At 43.3% G+C, this 23,195-nt stretch carries 17 protein-coding genes; 8 read left to right on the top strand and 9 right to left on the bottom strand.

The window, feature by feature from the left end:
* Positions 1-82: 82 nt before the first annotated feature.
* From ACIGBM_RS04700 to ACIGBM_RS04730, 7 genes are all read right to left on the bottom strand, one after another.
* Positions 83-1,738 carry a sodium:solute symporter family protein gene (locus ACIGBM_RS04700; RefSeq protein WP_397477114.1) on the bottom strand — a complete coding sequence of 552 codons (1,656 nt, stop codon included), beginning with the start codon at positions 1,736-1,738 and terminating at the stop codon, positions 83-85.
* Between the two features lie 783 nt (positions 1,739-2,521).
* Positions 2,522-3,550, bottom strand: coding sequence for a formate dehydrogenase accessory sulfurtransferase FdhD (locus tag ACIGBM_RS04705; protein ID WP_397476924.1), 1,029 nt, complete (start codon positions 3,548-3,550; stop codon positions 2,522-2,524).
* A gap of 148 nt (positions 3,551-3,698) precedes the next feature.
* The gene (locus ACIGBM_RS04710) at positions 3,699-6,020 is read right to left on the bottom strand and encodes an FdhF/YdeP family oxidoreductase (RefSeq protein WP_397476925.1); all 2,322 of its coding nucleotides are present in this window, start codon (positions 6,018-6,020) and stop codon (positions 3,699-3,701) included.
* Between the two features lie 203 nt (positions 6,021-6,223).
* Positions 6,224-7,018, bottom strand: a complete 795-nt coding sequence (locus ACIGBM_RS04715) for an ABC transporter ATP-binding protein (protein ID WP_057759272.1) — start codon at positions 7,016-7,018, stop codon at positions 6,224-6,226.
* Positions 7,019-7,082: 64 nt separating this feature from the next.
* Positions 7,083-7,982: an ABC transporter permease gene (locus ACIGBM_RS04720; protein WP_101204314.1), complete on the bottom strand. Its 900-nt coding sequence runs from the start codon at positions 7,980-7,982 to the stop codon at positions 7,083-7,085.
* 441 nt (positions 7,983-8,423) lie between these two features.
* The gene (locus ACIGBM_RS04725) at positions 8,424-9,464 is read right to left on the bottom strand and encodes an ABC transporter substrate-binding protein (RefSeq protein WP_160020900.1); all 1,041 of its coding nucleotides are present in this window, start codon (positions 9,462-9,464) and stop codon (positions 8,424-8,426) included.
* 77 nt (positions 9,465-9,541) lie between these two features.
* Positions 9,542-10,591, bottom strand: a complete 1,050-nt coding sequence (locus tag ACIGBM_RS04730; protein WP_397476926.1) for an ABC transporter substrate-binding protein — start codon at positions 10,589-10,591, stop codon at positions 9,542-9,544.
* A gap of 620 nt (positions 10,592-11,211) precedes the next feature.
* Between ACIGBM_RS04730 and ACIGBM_RS04735 the strand changes: the two genes are divergently transcribed.
* Positions 11,212-11,613, top strand: coding sequence for a hypothetical protein (locus ACIGBM_RS04735; protein WP_191115023.1), 402 nt, complete (start codon positions 11,212-11,214; stop codon positions 11,611-11,613).
* Between the two features lie 97 nt (positions 11,614-11,710).
* Here the strand turns inward: ACIGBM_RS04735 and metG are convergent, their stop codons facing one another.
* The gene (gene metG / locus ACIGBM_RS04740; protein WP_397476927.1) at positions 11,711-13,786 is read right to left on the bottom strand and encodes a methionine--tRNA ligase; all 2,076 of its coding nucleotides are present in this window, start codon (positions 13,784-13,786) and stop codon (positions 11,711-11,713) included.
* A gap of 339 nt (positions 13,787-14,125) precedes the next feature.
* Positions 14,126-15,541, bottom strand: coding sequence for a GntP family permease (locus ACIGBM_RS04745; RefSeq protein WP_397476928.1), 1,416 nt, complete (start codon positions 15,539-15,541; stop codon positions 14,126-14,128).
* A 409-nt stretch (positions 15,542-15,950) separates the two neighbouring features.
* On the opposite strand from ACIGBM_RS04745, the gene ACIGBM_RS04750 reads away from it, so the two are divergent.
* From ACIGBM_RS04750 to ACIGBM_RS04780, 7 genes are all read left to right on the top strand, one after another.
* A complete protein-coding gene (locus ACIGBM_RS04750) occupies positions 15,951-17,291 on the top strand; it encodes a short-chain fatty acid transporter (RefSeq protein ID WP_397476929.1) in 1,341 nt (446 codons plus the stop codon).
* Between the two features lie 255 nt (positions 17,292-17,546).
* Positions 17,547-18,260 carry a CoA transferase subunit A gene (locus ACIGBM_RS04755; protein ID WP_397476930.1) on the top strand — a complete coding sequence of 238 codons (714 nt, stop codon included), beginning with the start codon at positions 17,547-17,549 and terminating at the stop codon, positions 18,258-18,260.
* A 141-nt stretch (positions 18,261-18,401) separates the two neighbouring features.
* Positions 18,402-19,031 carry a 3-oxoacid CoA-transferase subunit B gene (locus tag ACIGBM_RS04760; RefSeq protein ID WP_341608942.1) on the top strand — a complete coding sequence of 210 codons (630 nt, stop codon included), beginning with the start codon at positions 18,402-18,404 and terminating at the stop codon, positions 19,029-19,031.
* Positions 19,032-19,172: 141 nt separating this feature from the next.
* Positions 19,173-19,973: a 3-hydroxybutyrate dehydrogenase gene (locus tag ACIGBM_RS04765; RefSeq protein WP_397476931.1), complete on the top strand. Its 801-nt coding sequence runs from the start codon at positions 19,173-19,175 to the stop codon at positions 19,971-19,973.
* 196 nt (positions 19,974-20,169) lie between these two features.
* Positions 20,170-21,393 carry an iron-sulfur cluster carrier protein ApbC gene (gene apbC, locus ACIGBM_RS04770; RefSeq protein ID WP_397476932.1) on the top strand — a complete coding sequence of 408 codons (1,224 nt, stop codon included), beginning with the start codon at positions 20,170-20,172 and terminating at the stop codon, positions 21,391-21,393.
* Positions 21,394-21,457: 64 nt separating this feature from the next.
* Positions 21,458-21,895 carry a hypothetical protein gene (locus tag ACIGBM_RS04775; RefSeq protein WP_298807968.1) on the top strand — a complete coding sequence of 146 codons (438 nt, stop codon included), beginning with the start codon at positions 21,458-21,460 and terminating at the stop codon, positions 21,893-21,895.
* A gap of 12 nt (positions 21,896-21,907) precedes the next feature.
* The gene (locus ACIGBM_RS04780) at positions 21,908-23,068 is read left to right on the top strand and encodes a DUF2804 domain-containing protein (RefSeq protein WP_397476933.1); all 1,161 of its coding nucleotides are present in this window, start codon (positions 21,908-21,910) and stop codon (positions 23,066-23,068) included.
* Positions 23,069-23,195: the final 127 nt, after the last annotated feature.

The raw sequence follows: 23,195 nt of genomic DNA on the forward strand, positions 1-23,195 counted from the left end.
TATCTCCTTATAGTATTACTAAATAAGTAGCGATTAGCCAAATACTGCTTACTAATCACTATTCGGATAAAGCGACTTTGGTTTAAGATTTAAGTGACGATGGGATTTCCGATTTTTTGTCGTAATTGCCCACGCGCTGCTTAATTAAGTCGAAGTCGAAGTCGAAGTGTTCATCCCCCATCAAGCTGATAATCACACAGACAACGGTACTAGCGCCGTAAGCGGTTAGAGAGGCTAGCAGGACCATATATTGACGTAAGAAGCCAGTAGCGAAGATAAGCATCAGCACTAGCGTGATGGCTGCGGCGACCATGCCAATCTTACGACCTAAGAATCCAAAGACCATTAGCCCAATAACAACCGCTGCACCGACACTGGCCAGTATTTCAAAGAATAGGGCAATGACACCAGTGATTGGAAGTAATTCGAAACGGGCAACGCAAAATAATAGTAGTCCGACGATCACTGCTGAGGTAAAGGCGGTATTGGTGACGCGATTCCAAAATACACTGGCAATAACAGGAAAGACAATAGCACCCCATAGTGCACCAACGAATACTAGCATGACGAGAATATCGAGCTTAAAGCTTGCAAAGATTAGTCCAGCTGCCGTCGCAACAATCATCGTGCCACGACCAATTAGCATCATCGTTTTAGGTTTTACATGGCCTTTTTTGGCGATGTTTTTACCGTAGACATCTGCCATCATAATAGTTGATAGCGCTGATAAATCTGAGTCAGCGGTCGAGGACAATGACCCAATAACTAAAATAAAGAATAAGGCGATAAAGACGGGATGCAGATAAGTACTGACCATCTGAGGGATAAGGTTATTCATATTGCCATCGAGTGGCTCGACGCCAATCGTCACCGCCATTAGTCCAATCATCCCAAGACCAATAACGATACCAGCATAGCCGACTGTAGCCGTGATAAACGTCGCTTTAATCTTAGTTTTATCAATCGCAAATAATCGCTGAGTGATGGTTTGATTACCGATAGCATATGCTAATACAGCGACAAAATAGGGTGCACCTTGTTGAAAGAATGCCTCAGAGGAGAAGAAGTTCTGCTGCTCTAATGTCAGGTTTGATAGTCCGCTGACCATAACTTCAGGGCCACCCATGGCAAATAACACAGCGGGAATAATGATAATACCAATGGCCATTAGAGCTACTAGTTGGGCAAAATCTGTAAAAACGGATGCTCGAAACCCTGATGTCAATGTGTAGCTCAGTACACCGATACCTGCGATCATTACCCCTGTTTGGAACGATAATGGCGATAAAACTGACACCAAGGCTCCAGCAGCGGTAAAGTTGACCATCAAGCTAATTAAACTGCCCATAATATTGGATATGGCTAAGATTAATTGGCTTGATGAACCGTGGCGGGCATGAATCAGTTCACCTAGTGTATGACCGTCTGGTGCCAATTCACGAAAGCGCATACCAAAAGGGTAGATGAATAAAATCATCAATGCACCCCAAAAGCCATAATGTATCGGCCCTGAGACGCCATATTTATAACCAGAAGTAGCCGCAGCATAAAATGAGGCGGCCCAAATCCAAGTGGCGGTCATGCTGGCTGCACCCATACCAAAGCCAACACCGTGACCTGCGACCATAAACCCAGAAGTTGTCTCTTTATCTTTTTTAATTAATAAAGACAGTAAATAGGTGCCGCCATAAAATGCTAATAATAATAAAATAATCGTTAATGATGAAAATTGGAACAATGACTCAGTTTTCAAACTCAGACCTCGCAATTGTTAGTTGATGAATAAAGTTCAGTAAAAATGAAAGATACCAAACTATTAGGAATACAGCATAGCCTACACAGCCCTCATACCGAACGTATGTGGCTAATATAAATAGCGAAAATACCAACTGTAGTGGTAAGCAAATGCTAAGTGTCACGCCCAAATCTTAATGAGACAAATAGTGTCAAATCAAAAAGACAGGGACTACTTTCGATAGGCGTCAGTTAATGGGTAAACCATCACGCTATTAATAGGCATACACAAAGGTAGCTACATGCTAAAGAAAACTCATGTGATGAGTGTCTATAGCGGAATTACGAATAAGCACTAAGCCATGATGGCATGACCCGAACTCGATTTAGACAGCCTTGTCAGCTGTAACAAGCAATAGGTAGGAAGTCTCTACTTATCTATTGCGATTGATGTATTACTAAGCGGCATTAATAAATAAAACTACATATTTGTTAAGTGCCTGTAACATATTTGCGCGGTAAGAGTAACCTATTATGTCACCAACCTCAAACATTATCCGATATTTACCAGACAATGACTGAAGATAACATATAAGTATTTATTTAAAGAGATTTAATAAGATGTTTAATAAGGTATTGAAAGATAGGGTTTTATTATGAGTAGCATTGAGTAATATATCGCTATGAGCTAAATGATAACTATGAGTAAGTAACTGAAACTTTCATTAGAAAAAATAGATAATGAGCGATAGATGGTTGTTCTTAACGAACAAGTAGAAGTGAATTTTTATATATTATCTTGTTTGGTATAGTAAGTGACTCGGTTATCACGTAAAAATCCAGCCAATCCAAGGCCATAACGCTCAGCCACGCGCACTGCTGTACTGGTAGGTGCTGACATGCCAACTAGCCACGGGATCTGACTTCGAACGGACTTTTGAACCAGTTCAATAGAGAGACGCGAAGTCATAAGCACACAGCTAATGTCTGCTTTTTGGCGTAATTGCCAACCGATAAGTTTATCGAGTGCATTGTGGCGGCCTACATCCTCAAATAAATACAGCTGCTGATTATGTATCGTTGCTGCGGCATGTACCGCACCTGTCAGCTGATGTGTATGCTGCGCGGCATCCACTTGTTGACGCAGTGCCAATAGGTAGTCAAGACTTGGTGCGGCCGTTTGAATGTCATCTATACCTGTCTGTTGGTTATGTTCATATTGCAAACGATCTTGAGAGTAAGCACTTAAATTAGGCAAAGCTTGTGTTAATCCAGTAATACCGCACATGCCGCAGCCTGTACGCCCTGCGAGCTGTCGTTTTTGTGCTTGGATACGTTGATGGCAGCGTTGGCTCAATACCAACTCCACGACATATATATCGTAATCTTGAAATTGTTCTAAGCTTTGCTCAATTGATACTGAGTCAAGGCTTTCATCATTCGAATCTTGAGCAAACTTCTGGTAGCTAGCGATATCTGCAAGGTGAGTCACTTCCCAGTCGAGTAACTCGTGACTGTATTGAATTAATCCTTCGCTAAATAAGAACCCAACAGCCAAATACTCTAACTGATGAGGACTGGCCATCAACACAGCATAATGAATCCCATTAATAATGATAGAGACCGCAGCTTCTACGGCTAAGCTAGTAGTCTGAGATTCAATTTGAAGGTAAGAGTCATGAGTAGGGTTATTGCTAACTGACGGGTAATGATGCTTTTGTGCTAAGTGGCTACGAGCAAGTGGTGTCTCTGACAACCTCTCATCGTTAGACAGCTCAGGTGTAACTATCTTAGTGCTAGTTGATTTATCTATCATAGCGGGGTCTATAAGAGCCTCACTTTGCTGAGCGTTATCTTCAATAGTTATCACGGTTTATCATGGCCTAAAATTATGAGCGTGCTTATGGTCATTTGAAGCGAGAGCCAATGAAAATGTTATTCTCATTAGCTCTCCGCAGTATGATTTACGCAGGCGTAGCTATCGATGTATTTGCCTCTACGCGCTCTAACACGACGGTCGTCGATTTGTACGCTGGGATATGAGAATCTGGCGCATGTGTATCTAAATCAAAGAGGTCATTGCACTCAGGGTAATAAGCAGCAACAGCGTTAGAGGCAATATCCATCTCGCTCAATACCAATGGGCCCAATACGCGTGGTTGTTCTAAGCTATCTTTAGCACGCTGGCGAGTAACCATAACACGGTCACCTTTTTGCCAACCTAAACGACTTATTTCATCGGGATGCATGAACAGCACGTCACGACGATCCGTTTGACGATAACGGTCTTTAAACCCAAAAATCATAGTGTTAAATTGGTCATGGCTGCGGACACTGGTCAATTGCCAAACCTTTTGTGCTGTATCTGCAATATCATCGATATCGTTTGCAGCTGCCATTTGTGCAGCGACAAAAGTAATCGGATATTGTGGTACTTCAAACTGGGCTTTGCCGCTCTCGGTATTCCATACACGATGACGCGCCGCATGATACAAATGAAAGCCACGCTCAGAGGTGCGAATACGTTGATTAAAGTCTTCAAATCCATTAATAGCTTGAGCGATATAGTCTCGAATAATATCGAAATTTTCACTCATCACAAGCCAAGGAATAGACGAGTCAGCGCCGAGTACATGGGTCGCAATATCCGCTACGATTTGCGCTTCAGATTTTAAAGTGTCGCTAACAGGTTTGAGTTTGCCCTGAGTGGGTACGATCTGACACATGGAGTCTTCGATAGTGGCAAATTGCTCACCCTTTGTTGTGACAATACGCTCGGTACGGCCTAAGCAAGGCAGGATCAAATTATTTGCACCGGGGTATAGCATGGTCTCATTGAGCTTAGTACCGACAAATATATTAAGCTGAGTAGTGGTTAAGGCTTGCTCAATGGCGCTGGTATCAGGGGCAGCCACTGCGTAGTTACCACCCATGCCCATAAAGACTTTTAATTTGCCAGCGATAAGGGCTTTGGCACCTGTGACGACATCGTAGCCATGCTCTTGCGGCATAGGGTGCTCAAATACATGCTCTAAACTGTCTAGTAAGCTTTTGCTAGGGCGTTCATGGATACCCATGGTGCGATCACCCTGTACGTTCGAGTGTCCACGTACTGGAGATGCACCGGCGCCATCGATGCCAATCATGCCCATTAATAATAATAGGTTGGTAATCATCGCGACATTGTCATCGCCCTGCACATGCTGGGTAATGCCCATGCCCCAAGTGCAAATCGTTGCTGGACTATCGGCCACGAGTTCAGCGAGATTGATAATATCTGTCTGAGAAATACCGCAGCCAAGTGTGATATCTGACCATGATTGCTCTGTTAGCCACTGTTTTAGAGGTTCAAAGCCTGAAGTATGAATGGTAATAAAATCATGATTGATTTTATCGTTTTCAATTAACCACTTGGCAATGCCCGTCAATAGCGCTGCATCACCGCCGATTTGAATTTGAATAACGTCATCGACCATGTCAGCGCTTTGACCAGCTGCCATGTGTGTTGGTTTTTGCGGATTCCTAAATTTACTCAGGCCTTGCTCACGCATTGGGTTAATTGAGATGATTCGACAGCCTTGCTCATGAGCATGGGCAAGCATCTCTAGCATACGTGGATGGTTAGTCGCTGGGTTTTGCCCAAACATCAATATCAGCTTGGCCTGCTCGAAATCTTCTAGCATCACCGTCGCTTTACCAATACCTAGCTGTCTGCTTAGCATTACTGAGGTTGGCTCGTGACACATATTTGAGCAATCAGGCAAATTATTGGTACCAAAGCAGCGTACGAACAATTGAAATAAGAAGGCAGGCTCATTAGTCACACGTCCTGACGTATAAAATAGCGCCTCATCAGGTGAATCTAACTGTCCTAACTGCTCAGCGATTAAGCTATAAGCGGCTTCCCAAGGAATAGGAACATAGCGATCTTGTGCCGCATCATAATACATGGGCTCTGATAAACGACCACTGTGCTCAAGCTCGTAACCAGTCCAGCTCTGTAGCTCAGTGACAGTATGTCTTGCAAAGAACTCGGCATCTGCTTTGTGGGTCATGGTCTCACTGGCAATGACTTTAATGCCGTTTTCACAGACATCGATAGCTTTGTGTGACTTATGGTCAGGCCATGCACAGCCTGGGCAGTCAAATCCACCTTGGGGCTGATTACTTTTAAATACACTTATACCGCCGCGCAAAAATGTCTTATAGTCCATTAGTTTTTGGGTAGAGGAGATCAGCGCAGGCCAACCAGCAGCAGGGTGGGAGTAAATAGGAATTTTGCGCATGACAGACCTCATATAGTAAGTGACAACAGCGAAGCTTTGATAGACGACAACTATATAATGGTCAGTGAAAAGTTCATATGATCATTAACTATAGATAACAAAAAACCTCCAAGAAAAATCAATTCTCTTGAAGGCCTTTTAAGTTGTCGGAAATGGTTGTATCCGACAGGTACAAATTTATAAGTCGTAAGTCATGGACAGCATTAGCTTAAAATCAAACTGTCGTCTTCAACTTTTTCGCCACGAGTTTGCTCAAACATATCGAGTAGATCATGTACGGTCATGCCTTTACGAATATCACCAGCCACATCTAATACGACTTGACCCTGATGCAGCATCACGGTGCGTGTGCCATGTGCTAAGGCTTGTTGCATTGAATGGGTGACCATCATCGTAGTCAGCTTATTGTCCGTGACAATCTTATCAGTCAATTCTAAGACAAACGCCGCAGTCTTAGGATCGAGAGCTGCAGTATGCTCATCAAGCAACAAGATTTTAGAGGGCTGCAATGATGCCATTAGCAGACTTACCGCTTGACGTTGACCACCAGAGAGCAAGCCCATACGATCGGTTAGACGATTTTCTAAACCTAATTTTAAAACGGATAGTTTTTCTCGGAACAAATCGCGGTTGTTCTGGTTCAATGCAAATTTTAGACCGCGATTACCGCCGCGTTTGTAGGCCAAAGCCATATTTTCTTCAATCGTTAGCGCTTCACAAGTGCCCGCCATCGGATCCTGAAAGACACGAGCAACCCAATGCGCGCGTTGATGGGCAGACTTTTTGGTCACATCAATGCCATTTAGCAAGATTGAGCCACTATCGACGCGAGTCGTACCGCTTACTGCATTCAAAAAAGTAGATTTACCTGCGCCATTGGTACCAATGACAGTGACAAATTCACCGTCAGCAATGTTTAAGCTGATACCACGTAGGGCAGGGTTTTCGATAGGCGTGCCTGGATTAAAGGTCAACCGTAAATCAGTGGCTTGCATCATAATCGTTATTCCTTATTGTCTCTTCAAGCGTCGCAAGTGTTATAACTACCTGCTTTGACTGTCATTAGGCGCGAACCTTGCGTGATAAAAACTTGGTTTTCGCTTTTGGCAATACCAAGGCTAGTACCACGAGCAATGCGGTAATCAAGTTCAAATCCTGTGGACCAAAGCCGATGCTACGTAGCGTATCGCTTGATAATGCGACCTGAATAAACAGTTTGTACAATACCGCGCCGACAACAACGGCAAAGGTAATCAGCCAAATACGCTTGGCAGGAATGATCGTCTCACCGATGATGACTGCTGCTAGACCGATAACAATCGTACCGATACCAATCGAGATATCTGCGCCACCCTGAGTCTGAACAAACAGCGCTCCCGCTAAGGCAATCAAACCGTTAGAAATCGCCATACCGATGATGGTCATCCACGAGGTATTGATACCTTGCGCCTGTGCCATTCTTAGGTTTGAGCCAGTAGCACGCATCGACAGACCTGTCTCAGTGCTATAGAACCAGTTCAAAAATAACATAGCAGCTGCGACAACGACACCAATAATCAGGCAACGCATCCAATAACCATTACCATCGGTCACCAAGGTGCTAAACACTGTGGTTTCGCCAAGCAAGGGTAGGTTTGGCGCGCCCATGATACGTAGGTTGACAGAATATAAGGCAACCATGACCAAGATACTGGCAAGCAGTTGCAAGATGCCAAGTTTGACATGCAACCATGCCGTGACGATACCAGCGACTGAACCTGCTAACATCCCAAAAGCACAGGCCAACCATGGGTTGATACCAGCGATGATAGAAATACCAGCGACTGCGCCACCTAACGGAAAACTACCGTCAGCGGTCAAATCTGGAAAGTCGAGCGTACGAAATGAGATAAGCACACCGAGTGCTACTAGGCCATAAATCAGACCACTTTCAAGCGCACCAAAAAAAGCAATTAAAGACATAAGAGATCAGTAAGTCATAACCAAGTGTCTAGCGTATGGTACCAAGATAAGTAAATGGCAATTGCCAAAATCATCTACCTGCTAAACAGCTAAGCGGTGAATTTAACAGATTAAGCAATCTGCGGTTAGGGTAAACCAAAACATATCACGATTAACAACGATCATAAGCTACCTTGGTTTGAAGCAATGGTTCAGGGCACTGCAATGCAATCAATAGACCTATCCTCTACTTAACAAGTATCAGATAAATTCTCAGACAAATACAGCACTATTAAGCACGCTTGCAAAAAAGACTCTGTTTAGACAAGAAGCCCAGCCTAATGACTCATAGCTGGGTTTCTTATTTAATCATTAGCCGTATATTTAAGGTATACAACACAGTATTAAGTAGTGTCGCTTTCCTATTTATACCTGCTATTTTGAGCCAAATACAAAGGTGCGTTATTCTACCACTTCTTTAGCTTTATCGATAACCGCTTGTGGCAACGTAATGCCTTCTTCTTTAGCGTGTTTTGGACTGACATATAGATCAAGCGCTTGTGGAGTGTAAACAGGGATAGCACCTGCTTTTTCACCGTTTAAGATACGTACGACAATTTTACCAGTTTCGCGGCCAAGCTCATAGTAGTTCACGCCTAAGGCAGCAACAGCACCGCGCTCAACTGAGCTAGTGTCTGAGGCAATAAGAGGAATCTTACTTTGTTTAGCGATTTGATAAAGTGACTCGTACGCTGATACCACGTTGTTGTCAGTTGAAGTGTAGATCATATCGACCTTACCTTCGAGACTACGTGCCGCCATCGCAATGTCATTACTACGCTGTGCAGGCGCTTCTAATACATTGATACCGAGTGGTGTTAGCTTCTCTTTTAGATTTTTTAAGATAATCGTTGAGTTGACTTCACCTGGGCTATAGACATAACCGACGTTCTTTAATGATGGAATGATTTGACGCATCAAATCAATCTGTGGCTCATACGGTAGGGCATCTGATGCGCCTGTAACGTTGGTGCCTGAGCCATCTAGCTTAGGTACCAGTTTGGCTGCTACTGGATCAGTAACTGCTGAGAATACCAATGGAATGCTGCTAGTAGAAGCGGCAACAGACTGCGCAGACGGTGTTGCAATAGCGACGATAACATCCGGCGCATCAGCGACAAATTGCTTAGCAATCTGACCAGCAGTAGCAGTGTTTCCTTGCGCGCTTTGGAAGTTAACGGTTAAGTTTTCACCGTCCTTGAAGCCTGCTTCGTTTAGCTCGTCGATGACACCTTTACGTACATCATCAAGCGCTGGATGTTCGACGATAGCGGTAATCGCAACGGTCTTCATAGCCGTCGCTGCATCACCGCTAGCGGCAGCATCAGTGGAGCCATCATCTTGTGCTGATTGGTTACAACCAGTCAAGATAGCCGTACATACACCGCCTAATAATAAAGCCTTACCGAAATTAAAACGACCAAAACGATTTTGAGACAACATGGGTCTTACTCCTAAAATAATAGTGTGTCCGTACACTATATAAATAATTGACGAGCTAATAGATAGCTTACTACTTTTTATTTGGTTTCAGCATCAATATCAACATTGATGGCGTTTTTTAGTAACTCTGCTGGCAAGCTGACACCTTGTGTTTTGGCATGCTTAGGACTGACATATAAGGTCAGATCATTCATGACTTCAGGTTTGATGGTGTTAACCGCTTCGCCATTTAACACGCGATATACCATCTTGCCAGTAGTACGACCAAAATCATAGTCATTAACACCAAGCGCAGCAGTCGCGCCGCGTTTTACACTGAATTCATCAGACGCGATAATCGGTAACTTGAGCTCATTTGCTGCTTGGGTCATGGCCTCAAAGGCAGAGGCAACATTGTTGTCAAATGAGGTATAGATGATATCTGCACGTCCTTGCAAACTGCGTGTCGCCATACCGATATCCGTTGGACGATTGGCAGGAATGTCTAATAGTGACAGACCTCGAGCTGGCAGAGCTTGTTTGAGATTTTCACGCAATGACACTGAGTTTGCTTCACCTGGGCTATAGACATAACCAATGGTCTTTAAATCAGGTTTTATCTGCTGTAACAAATCCAACTGCGGCTCTAATGGCAGCTGGCTTGATAGTCCAGTCAAATTGCTTTGAAAAGGCGTGCCATCTGCCGTAATGAGCTTGGCACCCAATGGATCTGATACAGCGGTGTAGATAATAGGGATAGTGGTGGTCGCGGCTACCACTGACTGCGCAGAAGGCGTTGAGATTGCTACGATCGCATCAGGATTGTCTCCTGCAAATTGCTTGGCAATCTGTCCCGCAGTCGCTGTATTCCCTTGCGCACTTTGAAAGTTAACAGTTAGGTTTTGACCTTCGACATAGCCGTTATCTGCTAATTCATCAATAATACCGCGGCGCATATCATCTAGTGATGGATGCTCAACGATTTGAGTAATGGCAATTGATTTGGCAGGTTTGTCTGTAGCCGTGCTATTTTCAGCAGTCGCTGCGGTATCGGTAGAGGAGTTTGAGCAGCCGATTAGTCCAAGTGTGCTAATGGCACTAAGAGCAACGCCATATAGGCTTAAGCGTAGAGTAGAAGCGATAGTCATTATTAGGTTAACTCATAGGTTATATCAATCGCAAAAACCAAGTAGATACTGCCAGACTGATTGAGCCTACTAAATTATATAGTAGTCATTTTACTCATCTGTTTGGTGTACTTTGGTTTTTTGCCATGATATTGAAGAATGCAGATTAGCCAAGTCAATGCTATGTTGATGCTGAGATAGCAGGCTAACAATTAAATAAAGTAATCGTTCCATCGATTATTATGTTCATATTATGACAGTAATGTAAGTTATCGCAATAAGAAATTAATGTGTAGCGGTCATGGTGATAGATAATAAAAAAATCATCACTTCTTTTTATCTTATTAAGACGCGTGAGGCATTGAAGCTCTTATCTAGATCTGAATATAACGGATGCCGCTAGGGTACTTTTGTTTGCTCAAACCATATGCAAAACGCTTACATCCTAGCAACGCATCTATTACGTACTCACTTCATAATTAACGTAAGCTAATTTTCATACGAGAAACATGATAATTCTAAAGATAATCCAGTCATTTTGGTGACATTGTGCTGCCATAGTGGATGTGAAATAGACTTTACTATTTATCTAATTTTTTTATTTATCTAAATTTTTCGAATGACTATTTTAAGGTAATATTATGAACACTGCTAATCTTAAATTATTAACCATCGCTGGTATCACTGCTACTTCTTTGATTGGATTGCCTGCTATGGCAAAAGATGGTCATGGAAACGGGCACGGTAATGGACATGGTAACAGCAAAGGTAACTCTGCCCATGTTAGTAAAAACTATAAGCATAGTGGCAACGCCCACCCAAGTATTAACGCTTATCGCAATGCTAGCCCAAATGCTTCATTTAAGCGTGATCTTGATAGATACGGTTATAGAGTAGTCGGGAAGATTGATAGAAGGGATTATGATCGCTCTGTCGTTTTAGACCGTTATGATGACCGTTACGTTCGTATTCGTACGCCAGAAAATAACATTGTGACGGTGATTAATGACACGTTGCAGATTATCGATATTTTGAGTAGATAAGTATCAGGTTTGGTTTTTATGAATTTGACAAATCAGCCATAAAAAAAAGATGCCACTTAGGGCATCTTTTTTTATTTTTTAATGTTAAAAATAATAGCTAAGCCAATACATCACCAACAACACAAGCATCCGGTAAGGTAACGACAGTTAAGCCCGTCTTTGGTTCGCCAGTTGACAGTACCATACCTTCTGATACGCCAAATTTCATCTTGCGCGGGGCAAGGTTGGTCACGCAAATAACCTTTTTATTAACCAATTGCTCAGGCTCATAGAACTTACGAATACCGCTAAACACATTGCGTGGTTTGTCTTCACCAACATCTAGCGTGAACTGTAGTAACTTATCAGCACCTTCGACATGGTTACACTCTAAGACGTGTGCGACTTTCATCTCAACTTTGGCAAAGTCTTCGATACCAATATAATCAATTTGCTCGGCATCAGTACTAGCAGCTGTTGCAGATGCTTTGTCTTTTGCGGCAGGAGCGTCTGCTTGAGTTAAGGATGCTTTAGAATCTTCTACCATTGCTTCAATATCTTTTTCTTCGATACGTTGCATCAGTGGTTTGAACTTATTGATTTTATGACCTAGTAACCACTCATTACGACTGGCAAAACTTAAGTCATCAAGGTTCAAAAACTCTTTGGCATTATTAGTCAGCTCAGGTAATACTGGCGCGAGATAAACCATCAGTTGACGGAAAATATTGATAGCGACCGAGCAGACGTCTTGAACTTCTTGCTCAGTACCCTCCAATTTCGCGAGTGACCATGGTTTTTTGGCATCGATATATTCGTTGGCTTTGTCCGCACATTGCATGATTAGGCGCATAGCACGCGAGAATTCACGATTCTCATAAGCAGCAGCAATCTCATCGCCCGTTTTGGTGATGTCTTCTAATAGCTCTGACTCGACGCAAACTTCTGACAGCATACCGTCGTACTTCTTAACCAAGAACCCTGCACTACGACTGGCGATATTGACAACTTTACCAACCAAGTCAGAGTTGACCTTTTGCATAAAGTCTTCTAAATCTAAATTAATGTCTTCAACTTTGTCAGATAATTTACTGGCGAAATAATAACGCAGGTATTCAGGATGTAAGTGCTCAGCATACGTCTCGGCTTTGATAAAAGTACCGCGTGACTTACTCATTTTTTCGCCATTGACCATCAAGAAGCCATGGGCAAAAACACCAGTCGGTGTACGGTATTCGCTACCAGCTAGCATGGCTGGCCAAAACAAGGCATGGAAATACACGATGTCTTTACCGATAAAGTGATAGACCTCGGTTTTATGCTCGTTTTCTTGTGCCCAGTAGCGGTCAAAATCAAGTGCTTGGTCTGTACCAGCACGCTTATCACATAGGTTTTTAAAGCTTGCCATGTAGCCGACTGGCGCATCTAGCCATACGTAAAAGTATTTGTCTGGTTCATCGCTTGGGGTATCTGGAATTTGGAAGCCGAAGTAGGGCGCATCGCGTGAGATATCCCAGCTGGCAAGTCCTGCCTCAAACCATTCTTGAAGTTTGTTGGCGACTGACGTTTGCAAGCGATTATCACTACGTGTCCAGTCCTGTAAGAATTGCTCAAACTCTGGCAAATCAAAGAAATAATGCTTAGAGGTTTTGAGTACAGGCGTTGCATTAGACAGTGTCGAATGCGGGTCTTTTAGATCCGTTGCATCGTAAGTGGTGCCACATACTTCGCAGTTATCGCCGTACTGGTCTGGTGAATCACACTCTGGACAAGTACCTTTAACAAAGCGATCGGCTAGAAATAATTGCTTTTCAGGATCAAATAGCTGCTCGACGTCTTTTGTGCTGATATGACCAGCATCATTGAGACGACGATAAATCAACTCAGAGAACTGTTTGTTTTCTTCTGAATGGGTGCTGTGGTAATTATCAAAGTTGATAAGGAACTTTGAAAAATCCGCTTCATGTGAGGCTTTAACTGAGGCAATTTGCTCTTCTGGTGTTACGCCATTGGCTTCTGCTTTGAGCATGATTGCCGTACCGTGTGCATCATCCGCGCAGACATAGGTGACCTGATGGCCTTGCGCTTTCATCGCACGTACCCAAATGTCAGTCTGAATATATTCTACAAGATGCCCCAAATGGATATAGCCATTGGCGTAGGGCAGCGCACTGGTTACTAGAATCTCACGCACAAAATCACCTATATTTTTATATAAACGGGTTAGTTATCGAACATCTTAAGCGGTTCATCGCTCATCGATGCGACATCGTTAATGCTAAAAACTTCTAAAAATAATAAAAATTCAAAAAGTGTGCCTATGATACCGTAAATCAAATAAATTTGTGATATTCCTTGGTAATTACTTCTCATTTGGCAAGTACTTAGTAACCATAAACAATAGCCTTGCATCGTATTTGATAGTTATAGAATGATCATCAATCGACCATGAAAAAACCCACTAAGCAGTATGCCCAGTGGGTTTTTGTTTATGTATTACTAGCTCAGGTATTAGTAGCAAATCCCGATCAATTTAGAATGAACCAAACATCGTACCTAAGATAATAACAGCGACCACAGCGACCAATGGAATGACCATCGTAACCATCGCCAAGTTCAAATAAGACTGCTTATGGGTCAGACCACAAATGGCGAGCAAGGTAATGACAGCGCCACTGTGCGGAAGCGTATCAAGACCACCTGCCGCCATAACGGCTACGCGGTGCATTAGCTCAGGGTCGATACCGGCATTGACTGCCATTCTGAGATAGTCTTCACCCAATGTCGACAGCGCAATACTCAAACCGCCAGACGATGAACCTGTGATACCAGCAAGCGTAGTCATAGCGACCGCTTCTGAGATCAGAGGGTTGTCAGGGTTTAGGTTTAGAATGCTATCACGAATGATAAGGAAGCCTGCGAGCGACGCGATAACCGCACCGTAACCAACTTCTGATGCGGTATTAAAAATCGGCAACATAGAATCATAAGTACCACGGTTAATGGTTTTTTGTAGATTATTCCAATGTCCGATACGGAGCAGAATTAACACCACACAAGCCACGACCAACGAGATAATAATTGACCACAACCCAAGTGAGCCTGCGACATTTAAGTCTGGGAACTGAGTTTGTAGACTACTGAAATCTATCGACGGGAATACCATATAGGTCAATAGAGCGTTCAAGCCAATGACCAATACAAGTGGAATCATCGCAATGGTAAAAGAAGTATGGTGAGTATTTAATACCTCAGCTTCTTTTGCCGTTGCGCCAACGCCGCCTACATCTTCTTCGTCATGCTGACCATAACCTTCGCCTGCTGCATTGGCTTTTCTGGCGCGTGACTGAAGCCACATCCAACCACAAATAAACATGATCGTACCACCGATGATACCCAAAATAGGTGCGGCAAATACGTTGGTGTTGTAGTAAGGAATTGGAATAGCGTTTTGGATAGCTGGCGTGCCTGGTAATGCGGTCATCGTAAACGTAAACGATCCTAACGCAATCGCTGCTGGAATCAAGCGTTTTGGAATATCTGCTGCTCTAAACAAGTCTTTGGCGATTGGATAGATAGCAAAAGCCACAACGAACAACGATACGCCGCCATAGGTCAAAATAGCACAGACCAAAATCACCGCAAGAATGGCTTTGCTGGCACCGAGCTTTTCGACGACCGTATTGGCAATGGCGGTTGCTGCACCAGAGTCTGCCATTAAGCGTCCAAATAGTGCGCCTAGCAAGAATATCGGGAAGAATTTGAGTAAGAATCCACTCAACGCGCCCATAAAGACATCGGTATAAGCGGGAATGGTGCTTAAGAAGTCACCTGACAGTAAGACTGCTAATGTCGCCATAATCGGTGCTAGGATCAACACAGAATAACCGCGATAAGCAAAGAACATGAGTAATAATAGGGTAATGACAATAGCAAGTGTACTAAACATGACGGCCCTCCTTGGCAAAAAAATAAGGCAGCGAGTATGCCGTGCCTGTCGATATAGGTCAATAAAATTAATCAAAATAAGCCTATTCGGTCTGTTTTATCAAACATAAATCTAGACTCATAGACTGCTAATCATTAATATCTCGACAATTTAACTCCTGCACAGCGTTGACTCACATGCGCTGATGGTTATTTTCTAGTCGCTACGAAAATAATATGTTAAGTTAGCACAAGTGTTTCACGCATGATATAGCGAGATAGAATGTATTGTTATGAATGCCAATGTAAAATATAATGCTTGCCCTTTATCAGACGTAGTGGCAGTAACCGCACTTAAATCTGATAAGCGTTTAACAAAGCGCTAATAACAACTCTTAAAACCAAACATCAAATTTACAAGGAATGTGAATATGTTTAGTGCCATCACTAATATGAGCGTGCAGTTAGTCAATCGCTATCTACCATCCCCATTCGTATTTTCGATCGTTTTGACCCTTATCGCGTTTGCTGTAGGACTGGCTACTACTGGCCAGGACATGATTGCTATGGCAGGGCACTGGGGCAATGGACTGTGGTCATTGCATAGCTTTGCCATGCAAATGGCGTTGGTCCTAGTGACTGGTTATGCATTTGCTAGCGCACCATTTATTCAGCGCTTATTGGACAATCTCGCTAGTAGAGTCCACTCTCCTACGACCGCCATTATCGTATCAACCTTAGTTGGACTGGTTGGTTCATGGATAAACTGGGGTTTTGGTTTAATCATCGGGGCAATCTTTGCAAAGGCACTGGCCAGAAAAGTGGCTAACGTCGACTATCCGCTATTGGTCGCTGCCGCCTATTCAGGCTTTGTAATTTGGCATGGTGGCTTTTCAGGTTCGATACCGCTGACACTTAGCTCGGGCGGTGATACGCTACTGACGCTGTCAGGCAATACCATGACCGAAGCAGTACCTTTATCGCAGACGGTATTTGCAGGCTACAACATGCTGCTAGTAGGTTTGCTTATCGTTATTTTGCCTCTGCTAAATCGCTTTATGCATCCTAAAAACCCTACGGTTATTGATCCTAAGCTGATCAAAGAAGATATCTACGTCGCGCCCCAAAGAGACACGCCTGCACAAAAGCTAGATGATAGCCGTATTATCGCTGTCATCTTATTGGCCTTAGCACTGATGTACTATATCAGCGAGTTTGGTAGTAACGGTTTTAACCTAGGGCTAAACATCGTCATTGGGCTATTCTTGTTCATAGGTTTGCTATCGCATGGCACGCTAGAGCGTTATTATCGTGCCGTACACTCAGGGATAGGTGGCATCACGGGTATTGTGCTATTGTTCCCGTTCTACGGTGGCATCATGGGCATTATGACGGGTGCCAATGCAGGTGGTATCTCTATCAGTACGCAAGTGACCGAGTTTTTTGTCAATTCCGCTTCCGCAGACAGCTTTCCGATCTTTGCATTTTTAAGTGCTGGCTTGGTCAACGTCTTTGTGCCGTCTGGCGGTGGACAGTTTGCAGTACAGGGCCCTGTTATGATTCCTGCTGGTATTGAGCTAGGCGTTAGTCCAGCCATTACTGCCATGGCAATCGCGTGGGGTGATGCATGGACTAATATGATTCAGCCGTTTTGGGCTTTGCCATTATTGGGTATCGCAGGTTTGGATGCACGCGCTATCATGGGCTACTGTCTGATAGTACTGGCAGTATCGGGTGCCATTATCATGAGTGTGTTTTGGCTATTGGTATAGTCATTTCACTATAAAAGTATTACTGCGTTAACCTCGCTTGAAGTATTAGATATACATCTACACTCGGTTGCCTTGTACTATTTTTAAATTGAATCGACTATATGGCGTTATAACGCTTAAAAGAAAAATAAGCATGATGAATTTTCACTGTTAGGTTTTATTAAAAGCAACAATCAAACGGATAATTGAGATACTTAATTCAGCATTAGTTTATGCACGGATTAAAAATATAAATAACAGTCATAGGAGACAAGCATGAGTCAGTCAAAAGTATATAACAGTGCCGAAGAAGCGCTAAAAGGCGTCGTCAGTGACGGGCAAACGCTCGCGATTGGTGGATTCGGTCTATGCGGTATTCCAGAAGCATTAATCGAAGCGCTGCGCGATAGCAAAGTTAAAGAGCTGACTTGTATCAGTAATAACGCTGGTGTCGATGACTTCGGTCTAGGGCTATTGCTACAGACGCGCCAAATCAAAAAAATGATTTCATCTTATGTGGGCGAGAACAAAGAGTTTGAGCGCCAGTACTTGGCAGGCGAGTTAGAAGTTGAGTTGACCCCGCAAGGTACATTGGCTGAAAAATTGCGTTCAGGTGGTGCAGGTATCCCTGCGTTTTATACCGCAACAGGTGTAGGTACTCTGGTCGCTGAAGGCAAAGAGACTCGTGACTTTGATGGGCGTACGTATGTGCTTGAGCATTCCTTACGCGCTGATGTCGCTCTAATTAAAGCGCAAAAAGCTGACAAAGCGGGCAACCTAATATTTAACAAAACCGCTCGTAACTTTAACCCAGATTGTGCGATGGCCGGTAAAACCACGATCGTCGAAGTCGAAGAAATCGTTGAAACGGGTACATTTGATCCAGACGAAGTGCATCTACCAGGTATTTTTGTTCAACGTATTGTATTGAATGCTAGCCCTGAAAAACGTATCGAAAAGACCACGACTAAAGCTGTAGAAGACGCGTAAATAAAAATGTGGTCGACGCTTAATCGTACGTGACATTAATAGTCAATTTTAGATTAATAATAGTTTAGACAGTCAATTGATTCGATAACTGGCTGTCTAAATGAATAAAAATAGAATATCGCAAAAAATAAGGAAATCAGCATGGCATGGACAAGAGAGCAAATGGCGCAACGCGCTGCAAAAGAGCTACAAGATGGCTACTATGTGAACCTAGGCATCGGTCTCCCAACGTTGGTCGCCAACTACATTCCTGAAGGCGTAGACGTATGGCTACAATCAGAGAATGGCTTGCTAGGTATTGGTGAGTTCCCTACAGCAGAAAACGTAGATGCCGACTTGATTAATGCGGGCAAGCAAACAGTAACCGCAGAAGCTGGTGCTAGCTATTTTAGTAGCTCAGAGTCTTTTTCAATGATTCGTGGCGGTCATGTCAACTTGGCAATATTGGGTGCAATGGAAGTCTCAGAAAAAGGCGATTTGGCCAATTGGATGATTCCCAAAAAGATGGTTAAAGGCATGGGCGGGGCGATGGATTTGGTCGCAGGCGTGCAGCGTGTGATTGTATTGATGGAGCAGGTCAATAAGCATGGCGAACCTAAAATCTTGGCAAACTGTGAACTGCCATTGACGGGTAAAGGCGTGGTTGATCGTATCATTACTGAGCTTGCTGTATTAGATGTTACTGACAAGGGTCTGAAACTGGTTGAGTTAGCAGATGGTGTAAGCTTTGACGAGCTACAAGAAAAAACACCAGTAAGTATTATTCAGTAAACTTTGTACAGTAAAGTGATTGTCGTAAGATTAATATGTTTTATCCCGCAAATAAATACGCCACTATGATTATAGTGGCGTATTTGTTCAGTTCAATTTTATAAAAACTAATAATATTTTAGACCATGATAAGGAATATGTATGGCGACCCAATTACAACAAGATTTGACAGGCAAAGTAGCATTAGTCACTGGCTCTGCAAGTGGTATCGGACGTGACATCGCTGAAACTTATGCAAAAGCAGGCGCAGCGGTTGGTATTGCCGATATTAATCTCGAAGCAGCACAAAAAACCGTTGATGCTATTGAATCTGCTGGTGGACGTGCTCTGGCGATTGCCATGGATGTTACCTCAGAAGAGGCAGTAAACGATGGTGTACAGCAGCTGGTTGATACTTTTGGCAGTATTGATATTTTGGTTTCTAATGCCGGCATTCAGATTATTGACCCTATTGATAAAATGGCGTTTAGTGATTGGAAGAAAATGCTTAATATCCACTTAGATGGCGCTTTTTTGACCACTAAAGCTGCGATTAAGCACATGTATAAAGGCGATAAGGGCGGCACAGTTATTTATATGGGCTCTGCTCATTCGCATGAGGCTTCATTGTATAAAGCCCCTTACGTAACCGCGAAGCACGGATTACTAGGACTGTGTCGTGTGTTAGCCAAAGAAGGTGCCGCGCATAAGGTACGCTCGCATGTAATTTGCCCAGGATTTGTCAAAACACCATTGGTCGAAAAACAAATTCCAGAGCAAGCAGCTGAAAAAGGTATCAGTGAAGAGTCGGTTATTAACGATATTATGCTGGTCAATACCGTAGATAAAGAGTTTACGACAGTAGAAGACATTGCCCAATTGGCGCTATTTTTAGCGGCTTTCCCAACCAATGTGTTTACTGGACAATCTATCGTGGCCAGTCATGGTTGGTTTATGAATTAATATATATACAATTTGCATATACCACAACGTCAGACCTACTGGCGTTGTGGTTTTTTTATGAGTCCAATTCAGCTACACTGTCACGATAGAAGGTTTGGCTAATGTACTCATGAACGCTATCGATTGCGAGGTATGCAACGAGACGACTTGAGCGATTTGCCAGATCTACCCACTTGTATAGGCCATAATAGTAGCTATGTTTAACTTTATGAAGAAAAAAACCACAAAAACCGAAACGCCTCAGCAGCAGGCAGAGCGTGATAGTGCCGTCGACAAAGTCCTACTTGGATATGAGATAGGTGCTGTCAGTATTGCCACAATGGTCACAGGACTTGAGCGTGATGGTGAAGCACTTACTTTAGACCTGCGTTTGCCAAAAGATAGTAACCCTGAAGTTATCCAGCAGGAGCTTGGGCAGTTGCTACATCCGCATGGTATTACCACGATTCATATGAATGTGCGTCTGCCTGCGCCAGAAAAAGGTTCAGGTTCAAGCTTACCAAAGCAGATGCCAAAGACAACCAATGCGATGGAATCCCAGCCTTCATCTGGCGCTAATAACAATACTAGTAGCACTAACGCTGAGCCACCGATTACAAAAGCTGCACCTACCCAAGCTTCATTGGCCGCGCATCCTCGTATCCGTCATATTATTGTTGTGGCATCAGGTAAGGGCGGTGTTGGCAAATCAACCACCACGGTCAATATCGCACTAGCACTACAGAAGCTTGGCAATCGTGTTGGTGTACTGGATGCAGATATCTATGGTCCTAGTATGCCAACGATGCTAGGCGTTGCTGATGTGAAGCCGCAACTAGAAAACGAGCAGTTCGTGCCAGTTGATGCGCATGGTATGGCAATGCTCTCTATCGGTAGTTTGCTCGATGGAGATAATACCCCGGTTGCATGGCGTGGACCAAAAGCCACGGGTGCATTGATGCAGCTATACAATCAAACCAACTGGCCGCAGCTAGACTATCTAGTAATTGATATGCCACCAGGTACGGGTGATATACAGCTGACATTGGCGCAGCGTATTCCAGTCACAGGTGCTGTCATTGTCACGACACCGCAGCATGTTGCACTGCTTGATGCGCAAAAAGGCGTTGAGATGTTTAATAAAACCAACATTCCTGTGCTTGGGGTGGTTGAAAATATGGCGCTACATACGTGTAGTAACTGTAATCATACCGAAGCGATCTTTGGTACGGGTGGCGGTGAAAAAATCGCTGAACAGTATCAAGTGCCGCTGTTAGGGCAGCTCCCCCTTGCCAGTGGCATTCGTGCACAAGTGGATAAAGGCGTGCCAAGCGTCTTAGCTGATGATGAGTTTGCACAGTATTACCTAGATATTGCCAAAAACATCGAAACCAATATCAATAAATTCGCAAAGCCTGTCGATGATAAGCGGATTTTTTGATGTTGGAGAAGTAGCCTAAGCTGGCGACTTTTAAAGTGAATGTATTGTCTAAAAAGAGGATATCTTGAACTTATCTATTTATCAAAGCCATTTAGACAATACTCCTAAGCAGTATAGAGTCGTACGATTATTTCGTCCGCCGATATACATCATTGAACTCTCAAACAATCAGTTGATTGCCGTTTGCTACTATAAAGATGGCAGTAGCAAACGCTATCAGATTAATGCTGACTTTAGCAATCGCCGAATGGTAATTGCCGATTTTAACAAATTCACAAAGGCTCTCGCTGAGCTGTTAAAAAAGTTTCCAAGTCACTTTTTATGGGTGAGTGCGCTTGCATCAATAGATGTTACAGAAACACTAGTAGATGGATTAACCAATATCGAAGTTAAGGTGATAACTGAAGCGTTTTTTGTGGGTGCTGTACAGGCAAAAAGAAGAGTTTCACATAGCACCGTGAGCTATCAAGGACAGATAGTACCTTTAGAAAAATTTGGCTAGGATGCCGATATCATGAATAAAAGCCACGACAAACCGTATATTGCCGCCAACTTAAAACTGGCAAATCTCGAATATCTTATCCAAAATGGTCAGCCTGTTTTTGGTGTTTTCTCCCAAGTCAAAAGTATCAACTACTTAGACTATTATAGTCATCTCATTTCACAAAAATCCTTACCTAACTGGCGTAAAGAACTAAAAGCCAACCAATTCTGTTTCATTCAGATACTCCAGCCCCCGTATCGAGTGTGCCTCGCGCTCGCAACGATTAAGCTTGCGACTAGTGCTTTCGTTTACATTTATAATGAGGATACGCAGCAGCTGGAAGTCTGTGAGGCGCTACAGCCTTTGACGCATCATACGCACTTAGACGGTGATGGTTATCAAGGGCAGATGGCATTTACACATACAAAGCTTAGCGTCACCTTAGATTTTAGTCCTGCTCAGATGACTATTGCGCTCGACAGTCAGTATGTTGCAGTCACGGCAGCGTTAGCACGAAGCGCACAACCGTTAGCCATATGTACGCCGACTGGTAGGCGTGGCTGGACGTTTACGCAAAAAGAACCATTGACCGCACTATCTGGGCATTTACTTATTAAAACCAAGTCAAAATTTTATACTGATGCTCCTGACGCTCAACCTCAAAAAATAACTTTCACCGATGCCACTATTGCCAATCTAGATTGGACGCTCGGCTATATGCGTCATGAGACCAATTGGTTTTGGAGCTGTATCACTAGCTATTTGTCAGATGGCCGTCGCTTTTTGCTCAATCTGTCTATGGGTGTCAATGAGACAGGAGCCAGTGAAAATGCTTGCTGGCTTGATGGGCAGATATTCTATTTGCCACCCGTTATGTTTGCTCGTGAGGGTTCAAATATTCGATCAAGTCAGCCAGACAGTCTTAAGCCAAGTGTTGAAAGTGTAGAAAGTGATGCTAGCGCCACAAAGCCGTGGCGTATTTATCATCAAAATCTAGGGTGGAGCAATGTCGATATTGATTTAAGCTTTACACCGATTACCGTCTATAAAAAGACTGATAATTTTGGTGTGATAGCCAGTATCTTTGAGCAATGGATAGGTTTTTATAGTGGTGAAATTCGAATAAGAGATGAAGTCATTAGGCTTGATAATGTTATGGGGCTCGCAGAAGATCATTTTGCCAAATGGTAGCTTCTAAAATATAAGATGGGGATAAATGAGATTATTGGCTGTATTCAGTTTTAAGTAGCCGCTCCTCTATAAATTTTGCCATCAATTCCGTATAATCGTCGCTATCAAAATACTGTTATCATAACCG

The sequence above is a fragment of the Psychrobacter sp. NPDC077938 genome, from assembly GCF_044542635.1.
GTDB lineage: Bacteria > Pseudomonadota > Gammaproteobacteria > Pseudomonadales > Moraxellaceae > Psychrobacter.

Bases quoted from the DNA above. Each gene is read 5' to 3' on its own strand.
- ACIGBM_RS04730 (WP_397476926.1), bottom strand. From the start codon at position 10,591: ATGACTATCGCTTCTACTCTACGCTTAAGCCTATATGGCGTTGCTCTT.
- ACIGBM_RS04745 (WP_397476928.1), bottom strand. From the start codon at position 15,541: ATGTTTAGTACACTTGCTATTGTCATTACCCTATTATTACTCATGTTC.
- ACIGBM_RS04755 (WP_397476930.1), top strand. From the start codon at position 17,547: ATGAGTCAGTCAAAAGTATATAACAGTGCCGAAGAAGCGCTAAAAGGC.
- ACIGBM_RS04750 (WP_397476929.1), top strand. From the start codon at position 15,951: ATGTTTAGTGCCATCACTAATATGAGCGTGCAGTTAGTCAATCGCTAT.
- ACIGBM_RS04765 (WP_397476931.1), top strand. From the start codon at position 19,173: ATGGCGACCCAATTACAACAAGATTTGACAGGCAAAGTAGCATTAGTC.
- ACIGBM_RS04780 (WP_397476933.1), top strand. From the start codon at position 21,908: ATGAATAAAAGCCACGACAAACCGTATATTGCCGCCAACTTAAAACTG.
- ACIGBM_RS04720 (WP_101204314.1), bottom strand. From the start codon at position 7,982: ATGTCTTTAATTGCTTTTTTTGGTGCGCTTGAAAGTGGTCTGATTTAT.
- ACIGBM_RS04710 (WP_397476925.1), bottom strand. From the start codon at position 6,020: ATGCGCAAAATTCCTATTTACTCCCACCCTGCTGCTGGTTGGCCTGCG.
- apbC (WP_397476932.1), top strand. From the start codon at position 20,170: ATGTTTAACTTTATGAAGAAAAAAACCACAAAAACCGAAACGCCTCAG.
- ACIGBM_RS04760 (WP_341608942.1), top strand. From the start codon at position 18,402: ATGGCATGGACAAGAGAGCAAATGGCGCAACGCGCTGCAAAAGAGCTA.
- ACIGBM_RS04735 (WP_191115023.1), top strand. From the start codon at position 11,212: ATGAACACTGCTAATCTTAAATTATTAACCATCGCTGGTATCACTGCT.
- ACIGBM_RS04725 (WP_160020900.1), bottom strand. From the start codon at position 9,464: ATGTTGTCTCAAAATCGTTTTGGTCGTTTTAATTTCGGTAAGGCTTTA.
- ACIGBM_RS04705 (WP_397476924.1), bottom strand. From the start codon at position 3,550: ATGATAGATAAATCAACTAGCACTAAGATAGTTACACCTGAGCTGTCT.
- ACIGBM_RS04715 (WP_057759272.1), bottom strand. From the start codon at position 7,018: ATGATGCAAGCCACTGATTTACGGTTGACCTTTAATCCAGGCACGCCT.